General features: G+C 49.8%; 15 protein-coding genes. 12 read left to right on the top strand and 3 right to left on the bottom strand.

All coding sequences use genetic code 11. The features are described from left to right. Nucleotides 1-2: 2 nt before the first annotated feature. The gene (locus H1S01_RS14090; RefSeq protein WP_188041072.1) at nucleotides 3-203 is read right to left on the bottom strand and encodes a hypothetical protein; all 201 of its coding nucleotides are present in this window, start codon (nucleotides 201-203) and stop codon (nucleotides 3-5) included. Nucleotides 204-306: 103 nt separating this feature from the next. Here H1S01_RS14090 and H1S01_RS14085 point away from each other — a divergent pair, with 103 nt between their 5' ends. The 5 genes from H1S01_RS14085 to H1S01_RS14065 all read left to right on the top strand — a co-directional run bounded on the left by H1S01_RS14085 (nucleotide 307) and on the right by H1S01_RS14065 (nucleotide 4,281). Further along, the gene (locus H1S01_RS14085) at nucleotides 307-1,110 is read left to right on the top strand and encodes a M48 family metallopeptidase (RefSeq protein ID WP_188041071.1); all 804 of its coding nucleotides are present in this window, start codon (nucleotides 307-309) and stop codon (nucleotides 1,108-1,110) included. A 30-nt stretch (nucleotides 1,111-1,140) separates the two neighbouring features. Next, on the top strand, nucleotides 1,141-1,764 hold the full coding sequence (locus H1S01_RS14080) for an RNA polymerase sigma factor (protein WP_188041070.1): 624 nt from the start codon (nucleotides 1,141-1,143) through the stop codon (nucleotides 1,762-1,764). Further along, nucleotides 1,757-1,960 carry a hypothetical protein gene (locus H1S01_RS14075; RefSeq protein ID WP_155476841.1) on the top strand — a complete coding sequence of 68 codons (204 nt, stop codon included), beginning with the start codon at nucleotides 1,757-1,759 and terminating at the stop codon, nucleotides 1,958-1,960. Before H1S01_RS14080 ends, H1S01_RS14075 begins: the two co-directional genes overlap by 8 nt. A gap of 36 nt (nucleotides 1,961-1,996) precedes the next feature. Beyond that, nucleotides 1,997-3,025, top strand: coding sequence for a DUF4367 domain-containing protein (locus H1S01_RS14070; RefSeq protein WP_188041069.1), 1,029 nt, complete (start codon nucleotides 1,997-1,999; stop codon nucleotides 3,023-3,025). Nucleotides 3,026-3,120: 95 nt separating this feature from the next. Beyond that, nucleotides 3,121-4,281: an FprA family A-type flavoprotein gene (locus H1S01_RS14065; protein WP_188041068.1), complete on the top strand. Its 1,161-nt coding sequence runs from the start codon at nucleotides 3,121-3,123 to the stop codon at nucleotides 4,279-4,281. A gap of 64 nt (nucleotides 4,282-4,345) precedes the next feature. Here H1S01_RS14065 and H1S01_RS14060 read toward each other — a convergent pair whose 3' ends face one another. Beyond that, nucleotides 4,346-5,413, bottom strand: coding sequence for an HD-GYP domain-containing protein (locus H1S01_RS14060; RefSeq protein WP_188041067.1), 1,068 nt, complete (start codon nucleotides 5,411-5,413; stop codon nucleotides 4,346-4,348). A 152-nt stretch (nucleotides 5,414-5,565) separates the two neighbouring features. Beyond that, nucleotides 5,566-7,218, bottom strand: coding sequence for an MDR family MFS transporter (locus H1S01_RS14055; protein ID WP_243237337.1), 1,653 nt, complete (start codon nucleotides 7,216-7,218; stop codon nucleotides 5,566-5,568). Between the two features lie 208 nt (nucleotides 7,219-7,426). Between H1S01_RS14055 and H1S01_RS14050 the strand changes: the two genes are divergently transcribed. The 7 genes from H1S01_RS14050 to pepF all read left to right on the top strand — a co-directional run bounded on the left by H1S01_RS14050 (nucleotide 7,427) and on the right by pepF (nucleotide 15,673). Next, nucleotides 7,427-8,206: an ATP-binding cassette domain-containing protein gene (locus H1S01_RS14050; protein ID WP_188041066.1), complete on the top strand. Its 780-nt coding sequence runs from the start codon at nucleotides 7,427-7,429 to the stop codon at nucleotides 8,204-8,206. Nucleotides 8,207-8,222: 16 nt separating this feature from the next. After that, on the top strand, nucleotides 8,223-8,933 hold the full coding sequence (locus tag H1S01_RS14045) for a GTP-binding protein (protein ID WP_188041065.1): 711 nt from the start codon (nucleotides 8,223-8,225) through the stop codon (nucleotides 8,931-8,933). Nucleotide 8,934: 1 nt separating this feature from the next. Continuing rightward, a complete protein-coding gene (locus tag H1S01_RS14040) occupies nucleotides 8,935-9,582 on the top strand; it encodes a (Fe-S)-binding protein (RefSeq protein WP_188041064.1) in 648 nt (215 codons plus the stop codon). 192 nt (nucleotides 9,583-9,774) lie between these two features. Continuing rightward, nucleotides 9,775-10,851, top strand: a complete 1,077-nt coding sequence (locus tag H1S01_RS14035; RefSeq protein ID WP_188041063.1) for an S-layer homology domain-containing protein — start codon at nucleotides 9,775-9,777, stop codon at nucleotides 10,849-10,851. A gap of 145 nt (nucleotides 10,852-10,996) precedes the next feature. Then, nucleotides 10,997-12,040, top strand: coding sequence for a cation diffusion facilitator family transporter (locus H1S01_RS14030; RefSeq protein ID WP_188041062.1), 1,044 nt, complete (start codon nucleotides 10,997-10,999; stop codon nucleotides 12,038-12,040). A gap of 22 nt (nucleotides 12,041-12,062) precedes the next feature. Beyond that, nucleotides 12,063-13,694: a putative manganese-dependent inorganic diphosphatase gene (locus tag H1S01_RS14025; protein ID WP_188041061.1), complete on the top strand. Its 1,632-nt coding sequence runs from the start codon at nucleotides 12,063-12,065 to the stop codon at nucleotides 13,692-13,694. Between the two features lie 170 nt (nucleotides 13,695-13,864). Further along, the gene (gene pepF, locus H1S01_RS14020) at nucleotides 13,865-15,673 is read left to right on the top strand and encodes an oligoendopeptidase F (protein WP_188041060.1); all 1,809 of its coding nucleotides are present in this window, start codon (nucleotides 13,865-13,867) and stop codon (nucleotides 15,671-15,673) included. Nucleotides 15,674-15,813 lie beyond the last annotated feature (140 nt).

Below are 15,813 nucleotides of genomic sequence, written 5' to 3'. Positions count from 1 at the left end.
TGTTACAATAAGATACATTGAAACAGTTTGAGCAGCAAGTAGAAGAAGGAAAAACCGAAAATACCGTAAATAATTAGCATCTCCCGAAGTGATTCGTCCGCTTCGAGACACTGCCGGATCACACTGACCCATGAAGTCCGGCCTTTATTCCTCGACGAAAGGGAACGGGCGGTCGGTACCTGTACATAACCGGTTGCTTCCATAATTCTACACGCTCCTTTGGAACTCATGTTCTGATCATAGGATATGAAACATGTGTTCCAATGTCAAGTCGGTTTTTCTACAATTTTCGCAATGAGGTCTTCCATGCGCGTTAAAGAATTATTCATCCAACAAAACCGGGTTCCTGTGACCGTAGAAAAGAGCAAACGATTGCGCAGCGTGAGCTTGCGCATATCCCCTCAGGGGTTGCTCGTCCGGGGGCCGGCTAACCTTACAGAGGAAGAGATCCAACAGTTCATCCGTGAAAAAGAGCGGTGGATTAGCCGCCATTGGACCCGCTTCTCCCTGGAAGGTCATCGGCGAGCGAAAGCAATAGAAGAAAAAAGACTGTTCTTTTACGGTAAACCCTATCAACTGGCTTTTACGCTGGAAGAAAAAGCAGTGCCGGTGAAGGAGCGAGTCCATTTTTCCGGCGACCAGCTTGTCTTGCACATGGAGCGGTCAAAGGAAAAAGACTGGCAAAAAGAACTAAAAGAATGGTTCCTTTTTCAAGCGAAGATGGTCATCGGCAAACGGGTAGCAGAGATTGCTCAGCACCTTCGATGCCAATATGGCACGGTGACGATACGAGACCAAAAAACACGCTGGGGTAGTTGTTCTTCTCGAAAAAACCTATCTTTCAACTGGCGTCTTGTAGCGATGCCGACGAAGGTGCTCGACTATGTCATCGTTCACGAACTGTGTCATCTAAAAGAGATGAACCATTCCTCGAAATTCTGGTCTGCAGTTGGGCAGATCATACCGGACTATCTGGTTCATCGCCAATGGCTAAAAGAGCATGGCAAAGAGATGACCTATATCCTTGACGAGGATTTTTTGTCGGGACAGCAGGGGGAAAACCCCTTGCCATCGAAAAGAGGTAGTGGTAAAGAGAAGACGAACGATTAGGGGAGCGCGCCGGGCATGGGGGGGGACCTATTGGAAGTTGAATCCATGATTGAACGTTTCAAGTCGGGAGATATCGAAGGTCTTCGGCTCATCTACGAGCGCTGTTATAAACCAGTATATCAAGCAGCCTTCTTCATCACCCGCGATGCCGGGCTAGCAGAAGACGTAACCCATGATGTCTTCCTAAAGCTGGGAGAAAAAATCGAGCAACTTCGAGAGCCATCCAAGCTGGAAGCCTGGTTGTGTCAGATGGCTGCCAATACAGCCCGGGATTTGCTTCGCCGTCGTGTGCGCAGTGTTCTTTGTGCGGAAGTCAGAGAAAATGCTACGGAAATGACAGGAGATTCACCGGAAGCGGCCGCCATGGAGGAGGAGGAACGAGCACTTATCCGCCGCTGTGTCAGCGATTTGCCTCAGGAATACCGCAGTGTCATCTATCTCAAATATTACCGAGATCAGACGATAGAGCAGATCAGTTCTGCGTTGGACATCCCCTCCGGGAGTGTGAAGTCACGTCTCAGCCGGGCAAAACAAAGAATTAAAAAATGGCTGGAACGGGATGGACAAATCAAACGTCATAGTGTAGAAGATATAAATAATAAAACTATTGGCAGAACCGCCGAATTTGGAAAGGAGAATACATACCATGAGTGACGTTACTGAAAAGTGCCCCATTTACGCCTATATCGAAGTCAAATTTGCCGAGGATGTGTCTTTTTTAGAGAACTACCACGGAATGCCTCAATGGGAAGCCATCTGCACCACCATCTGCCCGGAAGTACTCGGCCATTACGAAGCTTTGGCCGACGGACGCTGCGCTGTTCGTGCACGCATGCTGCGCATCCAATAAGCCGTTGTCCACACAGGACGGAGGGGTCGATGCATAATGAATAAATGGTCAGAGCCTTTTCTAGACAAGCGAATTGAAGAGGCTGTCCGTGAAATGGTAGAAAATAGCCCCACTCCGGACCTGGAAGCGTCATGGTCGAAATTCGAACAGAAACTGCAGGAGCGTTCATTGCCGACAAAGCCCTCCGTAAAGGTGCCAGCAAAACATTGGAAATGGGCTGTCGCGGCCGCTGCTGCTTTAGTAATAGGAAGCTCTCTAGCAGTTGGTTTGCCTGGACGCCACGGTGATGAACAAAAAGTGGCCAGCCTCTCCAGCAACGTTGTGGCCGGATCAGCGAATACGGCTAAAACAGAAGCGGCGAAAACAACACCGGAACCGTCTAGTGACACCTCCAGCACCGCATCCCCAGTCATCCAAAACAACCAGAGTCCGGTGGAGACTTTCCCATTAACGACGCAACCAGCCCCGGAAGCTGAAAAAACACCTGCGATCATCGCTGAAACCACGAAAGCGACAGAACCGATCGCAAAGAACAAAACCAGCGTATCCCCTAAGGCAGAAGATTCTACGTTGACGTCAACGGAGATCCAGAAGGACATACCCTTACTTGCCTCTGCCTCGGTCGATAAACCAGAGGTAGACGAGAAGAGCAGCCTACGGATGGGGATTATGGCCATGGCGGAACAACCGCTGGCAAAAAGTGCCCCTCCGCCGGTGAAGACGATAAGCCTCGAACCTACGTATATTCCTGCGGGCTATCAATTGGCATCGACGTCTGAATCAAACAATACGGGTGAAAACGAAAAAGAGTTACGATATACCGGAACGGGTTCAACGTATTTTCGATTGTCTGCCACAATAAATCCGTCTGTTGAATCACCGTCGACGATACCCGAAAAAAACCGTTATGTAGAGAATCGGACGACCCAAAGCTCTCCTGGTAAACTTATTCTCGGGAAAGACGGTTTTGTCCAGATCGACTGGGAACGGGAAGGCGTATACTACCGGTTGGAAGGGAACTTACCCAAAGAAGAAGCAGAAAAAGTAGCACAGTCGATTAAATAGTAACTATTACTAGTTGACAAGGAATGCATTATCGTACACAATAAACTCAGATCAATATTTTGGGTTGAACACCCCGACAACTTGAGGAGGGTACCATGCGTCCGACCAAAATCAAAGACGACATCTATTGGGTGGGTGCAATTGATTGGGATTTGCGTGATTTTCACGGTTACCTAACCCAACGCGGTTCAAGTTATAATGCCTATTTGATCATCGATGAAAAAATCACCCTCGTTGATACGGTGAAACATTACCTCGTCGATGAGATGATCGACCGGATTCGCCACATCATCGATCCAGCCAAGATCGATTATATCGTCTGTAACCACGTAGAAATGGATCACTCCGGCGGGATCCCGCGGATTATGGAACTGGCTCCGAATGCCACCATCGTCACATCGCCGAATGGACAACGCGGCCTCAATAGCCATTACAAAAAGGATTGGAATTACAAAATCGTCAAATCCGGCGATACACTCAACTTAGGTAAGCGGAATTTATCCTTTGTGCTGACACAGATGGTGCATTGGCCTGATAACATGGTCAGCTATTTGGCAGAAGATAAAATCCTCTTTTCGAACGATGCTTTTGGCCAGCACATCGCCTCGACGGAACGCTTTGACGATCAACTGTCGCTCCATTTGGTCATGGACGAAGCCAAGAAATATTACGCCAACATCGTCCTGCCTTACGGGGCTCAGGTTCAAAATGCCCTGAAAGCCGTCGATGGTCTGGAAATGGATGTGATCGCCACCAGCCATGGCGTCATCTGGCGTACCCATATTGCAGAGATCCTCGAAGAGTACCACAAATGGTCACTCAACGAAACAGAACCGAAAGCGCTGATCGTCTTTGACACGATGTGGGAATCGACCCGGAAAATCGCTCACGCTATCAACCGGGCTTTTGAACACAAAGGCATCGATACGAAGATCTTGAACCTAAAACACAACCACATCTCCGACATCATGACAGAACTGATCACGGCTAAGTACGTCTGTGTCGGTTCACCCACTTTGAACAACAACATGCTTCCCAGTGTGGCCGCTTTTCTCACCTACATGAGAGGCTTGGCACCGAAGCACCGTGTCGGCCTTGCCTTCGGTTCCTATGGCTGGGGCGGACAGAGTGTAGGTCAAGTGGAAGAATCCATGAAAACGGCTGGCTTTGACATGCTCGAACAAGTCAAAGTGCAATATATTCCCGACGAAAAAGCCCTTGACGAGATCACGGCTCGCGTAGAAGCCCTTTTGTAAATAGGAAAGAAAAGCACCCCTTACCGTACGGTGAGGGGTGCTTTTTTTCGAGTAAAGGGTTAGGTCAGCTTACGTACTGCATGTCCGTCAGTAAGACATCTTTGCTGTCGAGATCGACGGCCAGCATCGTCGGTAAACATTCCTTCTCTTGTAAGGGAGGGAGCAGTCTAATTTTAGGCCGGAAAGGATAGGAAGATTCCGTATCAACGACGACCCCTACTTTCCCATCGGGAAACTGGATCCGGGAACCGATCGGGTAAACGGCGATATTCTCACTTAAAGCGGTAACCACTTTCGGGTTAAAACAGATACCAGACAAAGCATGAATCTGTTTTAAGGCCTGACAGGGCTGCATGCGGGACCGATAGGGACGCTCGTTCGTCAAGGCGTCATAAACATCGACAACGCAAAGGATCTGGGCGAACTCGTGGATATCTTCACCTTTCAACCTGCGAGGATAGCCATTGCCATCCCATCGTTCGTGATGTTGAAATGCGCAGTGAGCGACAGTGATGTTCAAAAAGCCATTTTTACGAATCCATTCAAAACCGTTTTCCGGGTGTGTTTCCACCAGGTGACGTTGTCCCGGAGAAAGGGGATCGCGATGACTCAATTCCAATTCGGGAATGAATAAGTATCCGATATCATGGAGCAGTGCACCCAAAGCTAAATCTTTTAAGCGCATCGGTTTAACACCCAGGGCAATTGCTGTGCGAAGAGCCAGCACGGCTACATTGAAGGTATGGGCGGCTAGGTACGTTTCCGGCAGGCGAACATCCATATGATGAACGGGGGAGTGATAGCCCTGCACTTCATTGACGATGCTGCTGGCTAGCGTATCCAACTGCCGGATATCCAATGTTCCCTTTTTCTTCTGAACTTGTTCGAACTGCTGATGAAGAAAAAATACGCTGTCGACGCGCATCTTTTCCGGAACAGCCCGCGGAAGAGGCAGGGAACCGATAAGGGGATCCTCTACATAGATGAAAGGGAGATTCAAGCTTTGAATACGCCGGATCGTCGTCTCAGTTAGCGTTACCCCCTCGACGAGCAGAACCCGTCCATCGGGGGTGTACAAGGTTTGACCAAGAGTCAGCCCAGGAATTACTTTATGGGTCTCTACCGGTAGCATGTGGGGCCACCTTCTTTCCTTATGACACAAGTAACCTATCATCTATCAATCTATCTAGTAACTCAATTATACAAAATAATGGATAAGTCTTGTAGTAGTATTTAATATTCAAAGAATCTTACGTCTAATCACTGTCCTTTCTTACATGGTTTTTATCGAGGAGATTTTTCGAGGGTCAGCTTGTCCACATCGATACTTTTTTCCCGCTCACTTTTTTGACCTGCTTTGGAAGCTCGTTGTGTGATTCGGATCGTCGGAAGGGTAAGAGCGATGACGATGCTGGCCGCCGTAGCAAAGGCAGATACCCAAAAGACCTTATGAATCGATAGGGCCAATGAGGATTTGATCACCGGTTCAATGGCTGACCGGAATGCCGCCGGCAGCCGGGCCATGGCATCACTCTGCAAGAGCATGGAAAACAAGGATTGAGGATTGCTGTTCAGCAAGGCCCGAATCGGTTCAACGAGAGCGGAAGGGGCTTGATCTAAGAGCGGCAGCAAGTCCTGCCTGAGCAGATTCCCTGAATAATAGTTCATCACAGCTCCAAAGAGAGCTACACCAAAGGTTCCCCCGATGGAACGAAAAAGCTGCCCCGATGAGGTGACTACACCGAGCATAGTTCGCGGAAAAATTTCCTGCAAGGCGATGGTCAGTACCGGCATGACCAATCCGAGGCCAAAGCCGATGATGATCAAGATGAGGGAGGCATTCCAGCGGGTTGTCTGGACGCCTAACGTCGTGACGAGAATTGAGCCGGCTGTTAGAATCAAAAGTCCTGCTAGGATTTGCGGCTTCACACCAAAGCGGCGAAGAGAAAAACCTCCGGCTGTACTGGATAGAACCATCGAGAGCATCATCGGTGTCATCGATGTCCCGGCTTGAGAAGCAGATACTCCGATCACCCCTTGCATGAATAAGGGCATAAACATGATGGCACCAAACATGCCCATGGACATGAGAAACCCGATCGAGTTGAGTGTCACATAAGCGCGGTTTGAGAACAGGGAAAGCGGCAAAATCGGCTCTTCAGCCCTGTTTTCAGACCGTAGGAACAAGGCTAAAAACAGAGCAAAGATACCTAAAAGACTGATGATCTGCCAGGAAAACCAGGGATACTTAGTTCCCCCGAAAGAAAGGGCTAGCAGTAGACTGACCATGCTGATGGTGAAGGTGACAATACCGGCATAGTCAATTCGGGCTTGTCCTTTAACTGTTTCATGGCGAAGCCCGAGCCAGATAAATAGAGCGGCGAGCAAGCCGAAAGGGAGATTGATATAAAAGACCCATTGCCAGGCCAAGTGGTCCACAAACCATCCGCCTATTTGAGGCCCGATAATCGACGATAAGCCGAAAATACCTCCAAAGACACCCTGAAACTTGGCCCGCTCTTCACCGGTGAAGATGTCTCCAATGATGATCATTGCCATGGGCATCATGATACCGCCGCCGATCCCTTGCAAAGCCCGGTAGAGAATCAACTGTTCCATCGTGCCGGCTAGTCCACAAAGGGCAGAACTAAACATGAAGATCGCCAGCCCCGTTAGATATATCGGTTTTCGTCCGTAAAGATCGGCCAGCTTGCCGGCGATGGGAACGACGATAGTGGAACTAAGCATATAAGAGGTTGCCAGCCAAGCCATGAGTTGAAAACCGCCGAGTTGGGCGATGATGGTGGGCATGGCCGTAGAGGTAACGGTCTGGTCGAGGGCACCGAAGAACATAGCTAGGAAGAGTCCCGTAAGGAGGAGCCTGCGGTTCTTTTGCATGACGACAATCCTTTCTAAAAGAAATGTGCTTTTATACATACGATATCCATCGATAGGTTCAGCGTAAGATGAACCGTCTCCTTAATGTATCCTATAATAATTTCTGTAAAAATGTACCTTTCTCGACGCTGTCGCGCTTTAACCGACCTGGGCATAAAGTGAACGGTGTAAGGGCGAACACCACACCCGGCATCCCAACAAAGCTATATAACAGCCGGGTGGCAAGAACCCGTAGAGGAGAGACGCTATGATACGAGAAATTACGGTACTTCCGGGAAAAGACAAGACGGGAAGTTTGGAGAATTTTTCAGAGATCACCTTAAAAGCCGGTGAGACCATATCCATCGTGGGACCGACAGGCAGTGGCAAAACGGCCTTCATCTCCGACGTCGAACTACTGGCCCAAGGGGACACATCGACAGGCCGCCATGTGTTGATCAACGGCCAACCGCCTTCGGACGAATTGCGTTACGACCCTGCTATGAAACCCATCGCCATGATCACGCAGAATACAAAATGCTTTGCCGATCTCACCGCAGAAGAGTTCTTGCGGATTCACGCCCGGGCGAGAAAAATGCACGACAAAGAAATCGTTTACGAAACGATTGATCTCGCCAACAAATTTACCGGTGAACGAATCCGCAAGGATATGAAAGTGACCGTTCTCTCGGGCGGACAGACTCGTTCTTTGATGATCGCCGATGCCATCATGATTGGGGCAGCCCCGATCATTCTCCTTGATGAGATCGAGAATGCCGGCATCTTCAAGCAGGAAGTTATCGGATTGATTCAAAACACCGGCAAAATCGTCGTTTTTGTCACCCATGATCCGGTCATCGCGCTGCTGACCCAAAAACGGATCATCATGGGCAACGGGGCGGTACGTAAAGTCCTCAGCCAAGACGAATCAGAAGTCCGGGCCGCTCAGAACCTGATTGAACTGGATAAGCGGGTGGGCATCATCCGAGAAAAACTGCGGGCCGGTCATGTGATCACCAAGGAAATGATCAGCGTCAATTTTGGCTAAAAGGGCGGTGTAAAGAATGAAATTGCTCGTGATTGCAGGTCCGCCTTCGGCGGGAAAAACGGCGCTGACCAAACAGATCGTCCGCCGGTTCAAAGATGAGATGAAGATCGCATATCTGAAAATCGACGTAGTCAAAGCCTTTGAAGATGTAGAACTGAGCCGTGAGTTTGACATCCTGACAAAAAAAGTCTATTCTGGGGACCTTTGCCCTGACCACGCCGGGGTTATGGTCTTAGGGGATGCCGTGGAATGGGCCGATCGGAACAAGGCGGACTTGTTCATCGTCGAGAGCGCAGGATTGTGCCTGCGCTGCTCACCCTACCTAAACCAGGGGCTCGGGATTATTGTCTTAAGTTCCATCTCCGGTATTCATGCGCCGGAAAAAATGGGCGCCATGGTGGCCTTGGCCGATATCGCCGTGGTGACGAAAATCGATTTGGTCAGCCAAGCGGAGCGGGAAGTATTCATCCAAAAGATCAAAGAAGTCCATCCCCATATCGGTCTCATGGAGACGAACGCCCTGCAAGGGACATCGCTGCAACGGCTTTACCAGTTCATCGAGAAATCGGAAGACATCGACAAAAATCATCTGGTCCTCAAAGGGAGCCCACCTATCGGCACATGCACCATCTGCATCGGTAAGAAAGAGATCGGCTGGGATCATCACTTTGGCGTAATTAAGAAACTGGACGGCCAGATCGCAGACTACCTGTACCGAGGTGAGTGACATGAATACAAACCAACCTTGGCTCCCTCCCGGTAAGAACTGCGGCCTCTGTGGCGAAGATACGTGCAAGAGTTTTCTTCGAGCCGTCAACACGACCCAAAAAAGCTACGACGACTGTCCCTTTTACCGAAACAGTGAAGGATGCTGTACCGAATCGGAATCAAAGTGCAGTTACGGCCCTGTCGATGTACTTGGAAATGATTACGATTTTATCTTAAAGCCCTTGCCTGGCGAGATATCGGCCCGAAAAATCGTCTTGCCCTTCCGGGGCGATATGGTAGATAAGCTAGAGATTAAAGCAGGCGATATCGTTGTCGGTCGTCCCATGGGTGCCGGATGCCCGATTCCCCACGTGTTACAAGTGATCAAAGCAGACCCGGTGACAGGACTCTTATACACATGGGTCGTCGGACCGAAGTACTCTCGCGATCGAGACGTAAAAGATGTCGTCGCTTACCATATGGTCGGGTTCGAAGGTATCGCCGGCCATATCCGTAAAGAGCCTACGCTAGGTTTTCGACATACATTCCTTCCAGGGTTCTGCATGATGAATCTCAATCATACAGGCTTGGTGAATATGGTCCTACAGAAAGAGGAAGGACCTCACATCCGGATCGAGAACATTTTAATCCTGGCGAGCAAGGAGTAAGGGAAAACCCTTACTCTTTTTTATTCTAGATCATCAATTTAGGTGAGTTAAAATATGACATTATTGTATGGTTTTAATATAATGTCAAAAGTTTTGCTGTTTGATAAGAAAAAAGCTAATCTGTTGCTTGAGTTCGACCGTTAGGTGCAACCTTTTTTCTGTGGCCTGCGTCTATAGGACGGAGGGATATATGTGCAAAAACAGAAAAACCAAAAAAGTGCATGGAAAATCGTCTGTTCTATAGCGATATCTGGTACAATACTTCTGCAGGGTGCTGTGACGGCTGCTTGGGCGAGCGATAGTGATTACGGCAATCACTGGGCGAAAGAGGAAATCGGCAAGATGGTTGCCTTACGTCTATACCAGGGTGATGAACAGGGTTTAATCAGGCCCGATCGCGTCATGACCCGGGCTGAGTTTATGACCTTGCTCGTCCGAGCTTTTGATTTTCAGGTAAACTTTATAAAAGCTCCTGACATAAAGGATATCGTCGATGATGTTCCTTCGAACGCCTGGTATACAGATGATCTGATCCGTGCGGCCCATACCTTTCTACCGATTGAACATCGAATCTTTCATCCTGACGAAGGGATGACCCGGGAGGTCATGGCCCAGTGGATCATGGCTGCCTATACCCATAAGAGCAATCAAACGATTACAATCGCTGAGGAGAACCTTAATTTTACCGATGCAGGTGAGATAGATCCTCTTTATACGGAAGCTGTAAAAGAAGCGGCCTCGCTCAAATGGCTAACCGGTTATGACGACGGAACTTTTCAACCGAAAGCGCAAGTTACTCGTGCGCAGGCTGCCGTCATCGTCGCAAGGATGCTTCAAACTCTCCCGGAAAATCAACGCAAAGAGATCATCCCCTTTCAATATCACAGCCGAGCCGACCAAGGGAAATGGGACGCTCCCCAACAAGGTATGATCCTCCGTTCCAAAGAAGATATCCGCACCTTTGAAGAGAAATGGCGCGATCCATCGAGCAGCCTTTCCCTGCTCGACCCGGCCCAGATCGATTTCGAAAAACAAGCGGTGGTGGCCCTCATCGGCTATCCTAGCTCCAGTTCGAATCCTCCTCTCGTTACCTCAATGGTTCGACAAGATGACCAGTTGACGATCCATCTCGAGAAGAAAACCGGTGTTATCGAGACGGCTGATATTACAGGTATCTACCGGTTCTATAAGGTTTCCAAAGAAAAGGTTTATGGGATTAAAGAAGTGCGGACCGATCTGCATACCATCACCGTAAGCCCCGAAAAATAGAAAAGCGATACAGAGTGAAAGCGATCAGCGAAAAAGGCTGATCGCTTCCTTGTCACAATGAAATACTGGAATCTATCCCGTGAATACGTTAAAATACCTTTGACGATCCTTCGGCAACAATCGACGGAATAAGGAGAAAGCCTTCGTGCCCAGACGAGTAATTACCCTCCTAAAACAGGCAAACTATACGGCTTTGCAGAGCGCCATGGGGAATTACTTTCTAGCGGCCGTCAAGTACTTCGCCTTCCAAATGTCCGGATCGACGGCGATGCAGGCGGAAGCGGTACACAGCTTTAACGACGGCTGTGCCCAAGCGGCCGTTTTTACTGGCTCCATCTTCGCATCCCGCAAGCCGACACCGTCTTTCCCCAACGGCTTCGGGCGGTTGTCCAACTTAATCGTCCTTTTCGTGGCCATCTTCATGGCCTTTAACTCCTGGAAAGCGATCAAGGCTGGCTATGGGGCGATCTTTCACCCCCATGGGATAAACGATCTGTCCGCCTACCTCTGGAGCGTGGCCACACTGATCAGCGGATTTCTCGTCGATGGCTATGTCTTATACCAAGCGATGAAAGATATTGCCCGTGAGGCCGATGTGGAAGCCAAAGGTTTTGCTCTGGTTCGGGTAGCCATGAACAAATATCAGTTGGCCTCGCCAGAGACCCGTTTAGTCTTCTTCGAAGACCTGTTAGCGACAACGGCCATTTTCATCGCTCTCGCAGGGATCACGGCCTCCTTCGTAGGCATTGCTCCCTGGGGAGACGGTTTAGCCGGTCTGGTCATTGGGCTCTTGTTGTTGGCCATTGCCGTCAACGTAGCTTGGGAAAATGTGAAAGGACTGATCGGATACACGGCTCCAGAAGAAGTGGTCGATGAAATCGCCGAAACCATCATGGACGTACAGGGGGTAGAAGACTTGTACGAACTGGATGTGGTCCGGGAAGGATCCTACTTAGATGTGGACGGGACCATCGAACTGCCGGAGACGTGGTCGGTTGGACAAGCGGAAGACGTAAAAGAAGAAATCCAGCGCCGATTAAAGGTGATTTATCCCAATATACACAATGTCACCCTGAGCATCCATGAGGATGACGAGTTGAGCCGCTGGGGCTCCCGGGACTATGTCCGGCTGAAAAGAAAGAAAGTGGCCGATCGACTAGTCAAGACGGGAAACAGAACACGCAAATGACATAGGGAGGACGATTCAATCCATGGCAGTTTTCGTCATCGGACATCGCAATCCGGACACGGATTCGATCTGTTCGGCGATCAGCTATGCCTTTTTAAAAAGGCAACTGACTGGTCGTGAGTACATACCGGCCCGCTGCGGCAAAGTAAAACCAGAGACCCAATTCGTACTGGACTATTTTAAGGTAGATGCACCTCAACTGATCACTGATGTGCGCGCCCGTGTTTCCGATTTGCTCAACGGGCAAGCTCCCGTATCCATCTGCAAGGACACACCGATTCGAGAAGTGGGCATCCTGTCCCGGAACAAGAACACGAAGTCCCTGCCGGTCGTCGATGAGAACAACCGGCTCCAGGGGATTATCTCTTTAGGCGATATCGCCCAACTCTACTTAAACCTAGACGAATTGAACAACTTAGAAAAAATGGGCCTGACCCTCGGGGGAGTCCTGCGGACCATGGGTGGCCGCTTCTTAGTCGCGGCGCCTCCGGAGACGGTTCTCCGCGGCAAAGCGATCATCGGTGCCATGCATGAGGAGACCATGGTGCAACGGATCAGTGAAGGCGACGTAGTCATCATCGGTGACCGGGAAGGCTCCCAACTGGCTGCCCTAGATGCAGGGGCAGGCTGCCTGATCGTCACTGGCGGTTTTGCCATCACCGAGCGGGTGGAGAAAAAAGCCCGTCAAAAAGGTGTCCCCGTCCTATCGGTGCCTTATGATACCTTTAACACAGGCCGGCTCATCGGCCTCAGCGCTCCCGTCTATTCGATCATGCATCAGGAAATGGTCACCTTCCAACCGGATGACTTTGTCGATGAAACCCGCAAGGTCATGCTGGAGACCCGTTTTCGTAACTACCCCGTTGTAGACGATGAAAACCGCCTTCTGGGCGTCATCTCCCGATATCACCTGCTGGCGGCGCAGCGCAAAAAGATCATCTTAGTCGATCACAATGAAAAAAGCCAAGCCGTTGCCGGGATCGACCAAGCCCAGGTCCTCGAAGTAATTGACCATCACCGCGTCGGGGACGTTCAGACTGGGGAACCGATCTACTTCCGCGGCGAGCCTGTCGGCTGCACAAGCACGATCATCTTCTCCATGTTTGAAGAAAACGAAATCGAACCGCCGAAAGAGATTGCGGGACTGATGTTATCGGCGATTCTGTCCGATACGGTCCTGTTTAAAAGTCCCACCTGTACGGCTCGAGATAAGAAAGCCGCCGAAAAGTTGGCCAAGATCGCTGGCATTGACATCGAAGAATACGGGTTGAAGATGTTTACGGCAGGCTCCTCTTTAGAAGGCCGCACGCCTGAAGAGATCATCTACCAGGACTTTAAGGAATTCCATCTGGGCGCCATGCATCTAGGCATCGGTCAAGTGGAAACGATGGATCACGCTGGGATCGCCCGCATGCAAGAGACTCTCATGGAAGCACTGGACACGATTCGCCAGAGCAAAAACCTCGACCTGGTGTTGCTGATGCTCACGGACATCATCAAAGAGGGCACGCTGTTGCTCCTGTCCGGTGAGAAGACTGAACCGATCGAGAAAGCCTTTAATGTCGCCGTAAAAGACGGTGTGGCTCACCTGCCGGGCGTCCTTTCCCGGAAAAAACAAGTTGTCCCGCCGCTGTCGTCCTACCTGGGTACATAAAACCTAACAGAGTATAGACTTCATCGTTAAGAAAAAGCGAAATCTCGACATAGGGAAAAGCGGCCTGGATAAAACCAGTCCGCTTTTCTATTTCTTGCTTTTCGTGGATATGTTTTCGTAAGTCAGTCATAATAGATTGAAAAGATACTAAATAAGTGGAGAGTGAATCGATGGAAAAGGAAAAAGCTTTGCCGACACGCCAGCAAGTCCAAGACCAGTTCAAATGGAAGCTGGAAGATATCTACGGCAGTGACGGCGATTGGGAAAAAGACTATCAGGAAGCACCGAAACTGGTGGAACAGTTGAGCGGGTTAAAAGGAAAACTGCAGGAAAATGCCCTTAATCTGCTCAAAGCATTACAACTGCAAGACCAGATCGGGCAAGTGATGGAGAAACTCTTTACCTATGCGCGCATGCGCCGGGATGAAGACAACACGAACGCGACCTATCAAGCGCTGACCGATCGGGCTGTTGCCTTGAACACGCAGATAGCGAGTGCAACGTCCTTTCTAACTCCGGAGATCCTGGCGATCCCTGAAGAGGTGCTGAAGCGCTTTCAGCAGGAAGAGCAGGGGTTGAACTTGTATCGGTTCTTCTTAGACGACCTGAAGCGGCAGAAAGCCCATGTTCTGTCAGAAGGGGAAGAGACCATCTTAGCGCAAGCGGGTGAGATGGCCCAAGCCCCCGGTCAGATTTTTACGATGCTCAACAATGCCGACCTGACCTTTCCGACGATCAAGGACGAAGAAGGCAAAGAGATCGAAATTACCCATGGCCGCTTTTCCCGCCTCATGGAGAACCGCGACCGACGGGTCCGGAAAGATACCTTCCACGGCCTTTACAGTTCCTATAAAAAGCTGGAGAACACACTCGCATCGACCTTAAACTCTGTCGTCAAGCGAGACATCTTTTTTGCCCGAGTCCGGAAGTTCCCCTCGGCTTTGGAAGGATCTCTCTTCGGAGATAATGTACCTGTACAAGTCTATGACAACCTCATTCGCACCGTCCGGGCACAAAACAGCGCCATGCACCGCTATGTACGACTACGGAAAAAACTCCTCGGCTTAGACCAGTTGCACATGTACGACATATACGCCCCGATGGTCAGCGATGTGGAATGGAAAGTCCCTTACGCAGAATCGGTGGAAATGGTCAAGAAAGCTTTGGCACCGCTCGGGGCCGATTATGAGCGGGTACTGGCCGACGGATTCCAACAGGGATGGATAGACGTATACGAAAACAAGGGGAAAACGAGCGGTGCCTATTCCTGGGGTCCCTTCGGTACACACCCTTATGTGCTCCTGAACTATCAAGACCAGCTCAACGATGTCTTCACCTTGGCCCACGAGATGGGCCATGCGATGCATTCCTACTACTCCCATAAAGAGCAGCCTTACATCTACTCCCAGTACACCATCTTTGTAGCCGAGGTAGCCTCTACCGTCAACGAGACACTGCTCACCAACTACCTGCTTGATAAAGAACAAGACCGGGCAAAACGCATGTATCTCATCAACCACTACCTGGAGCAATTCCGGGGCACCGTCTTCCGCCAGACCATGTTTGCCGAGTTTGAAAAGGCTATCCACGGCAAAATCGAGGTAGGAGAAGCGTTGACCTTGCAGTCGCTAAAAGAAGTCTATCATAAACTGAATGTGGACTATTACGGGCCTGACATGATTGTCGATGAAGACATCGACATCGAATGGGCCAGGATCCCCCATTTCTATAACAATTTCTATGTCTACAAATATGCCACCGGTTTTTCCGCGGCCACTGCCCTGGTTCAGAAAATCCAGTCAGAAGGACAGCCGGCCGTCGACCGCTACCTAACATTCTTACAAAGTGGCGGTTCGGACTATCCTTTAGAACTGCTGAAAAAAGCCGGTGTCGACATGACCTCGCCCCAGCCGATTGAGCAGGCGCTGACCGTATTTAATAAATTGTTAGATGAGATGGAGACGTTGGTGGCTGGGTAAAAAGGTCCAAAGTTAGGGCACTCATGAACTAAGTGGTTTAGGCTAACCCAGAACTGATCGCAAACAGTTCTGGGTTTTTTATCAAAGGACTATTCGAAAAAGTCAAAAAAAGAGGATTAACAACATATATGTAGAAGAAA

It is taken from the genome of Heliobacterium chlorum, assembly GCF_014502795.1.
GTDB lineage: Bacteria > Bacillota > Desulfitobacteriia > Heliobacteriales > Heliobacteriaceae > Heliobacterium > Heliobacterium chlorum.
Note: the sequence above shows the minus strand (reverse complement) of the source record. Positions and strands in the feature narration are given on the sequence as shown.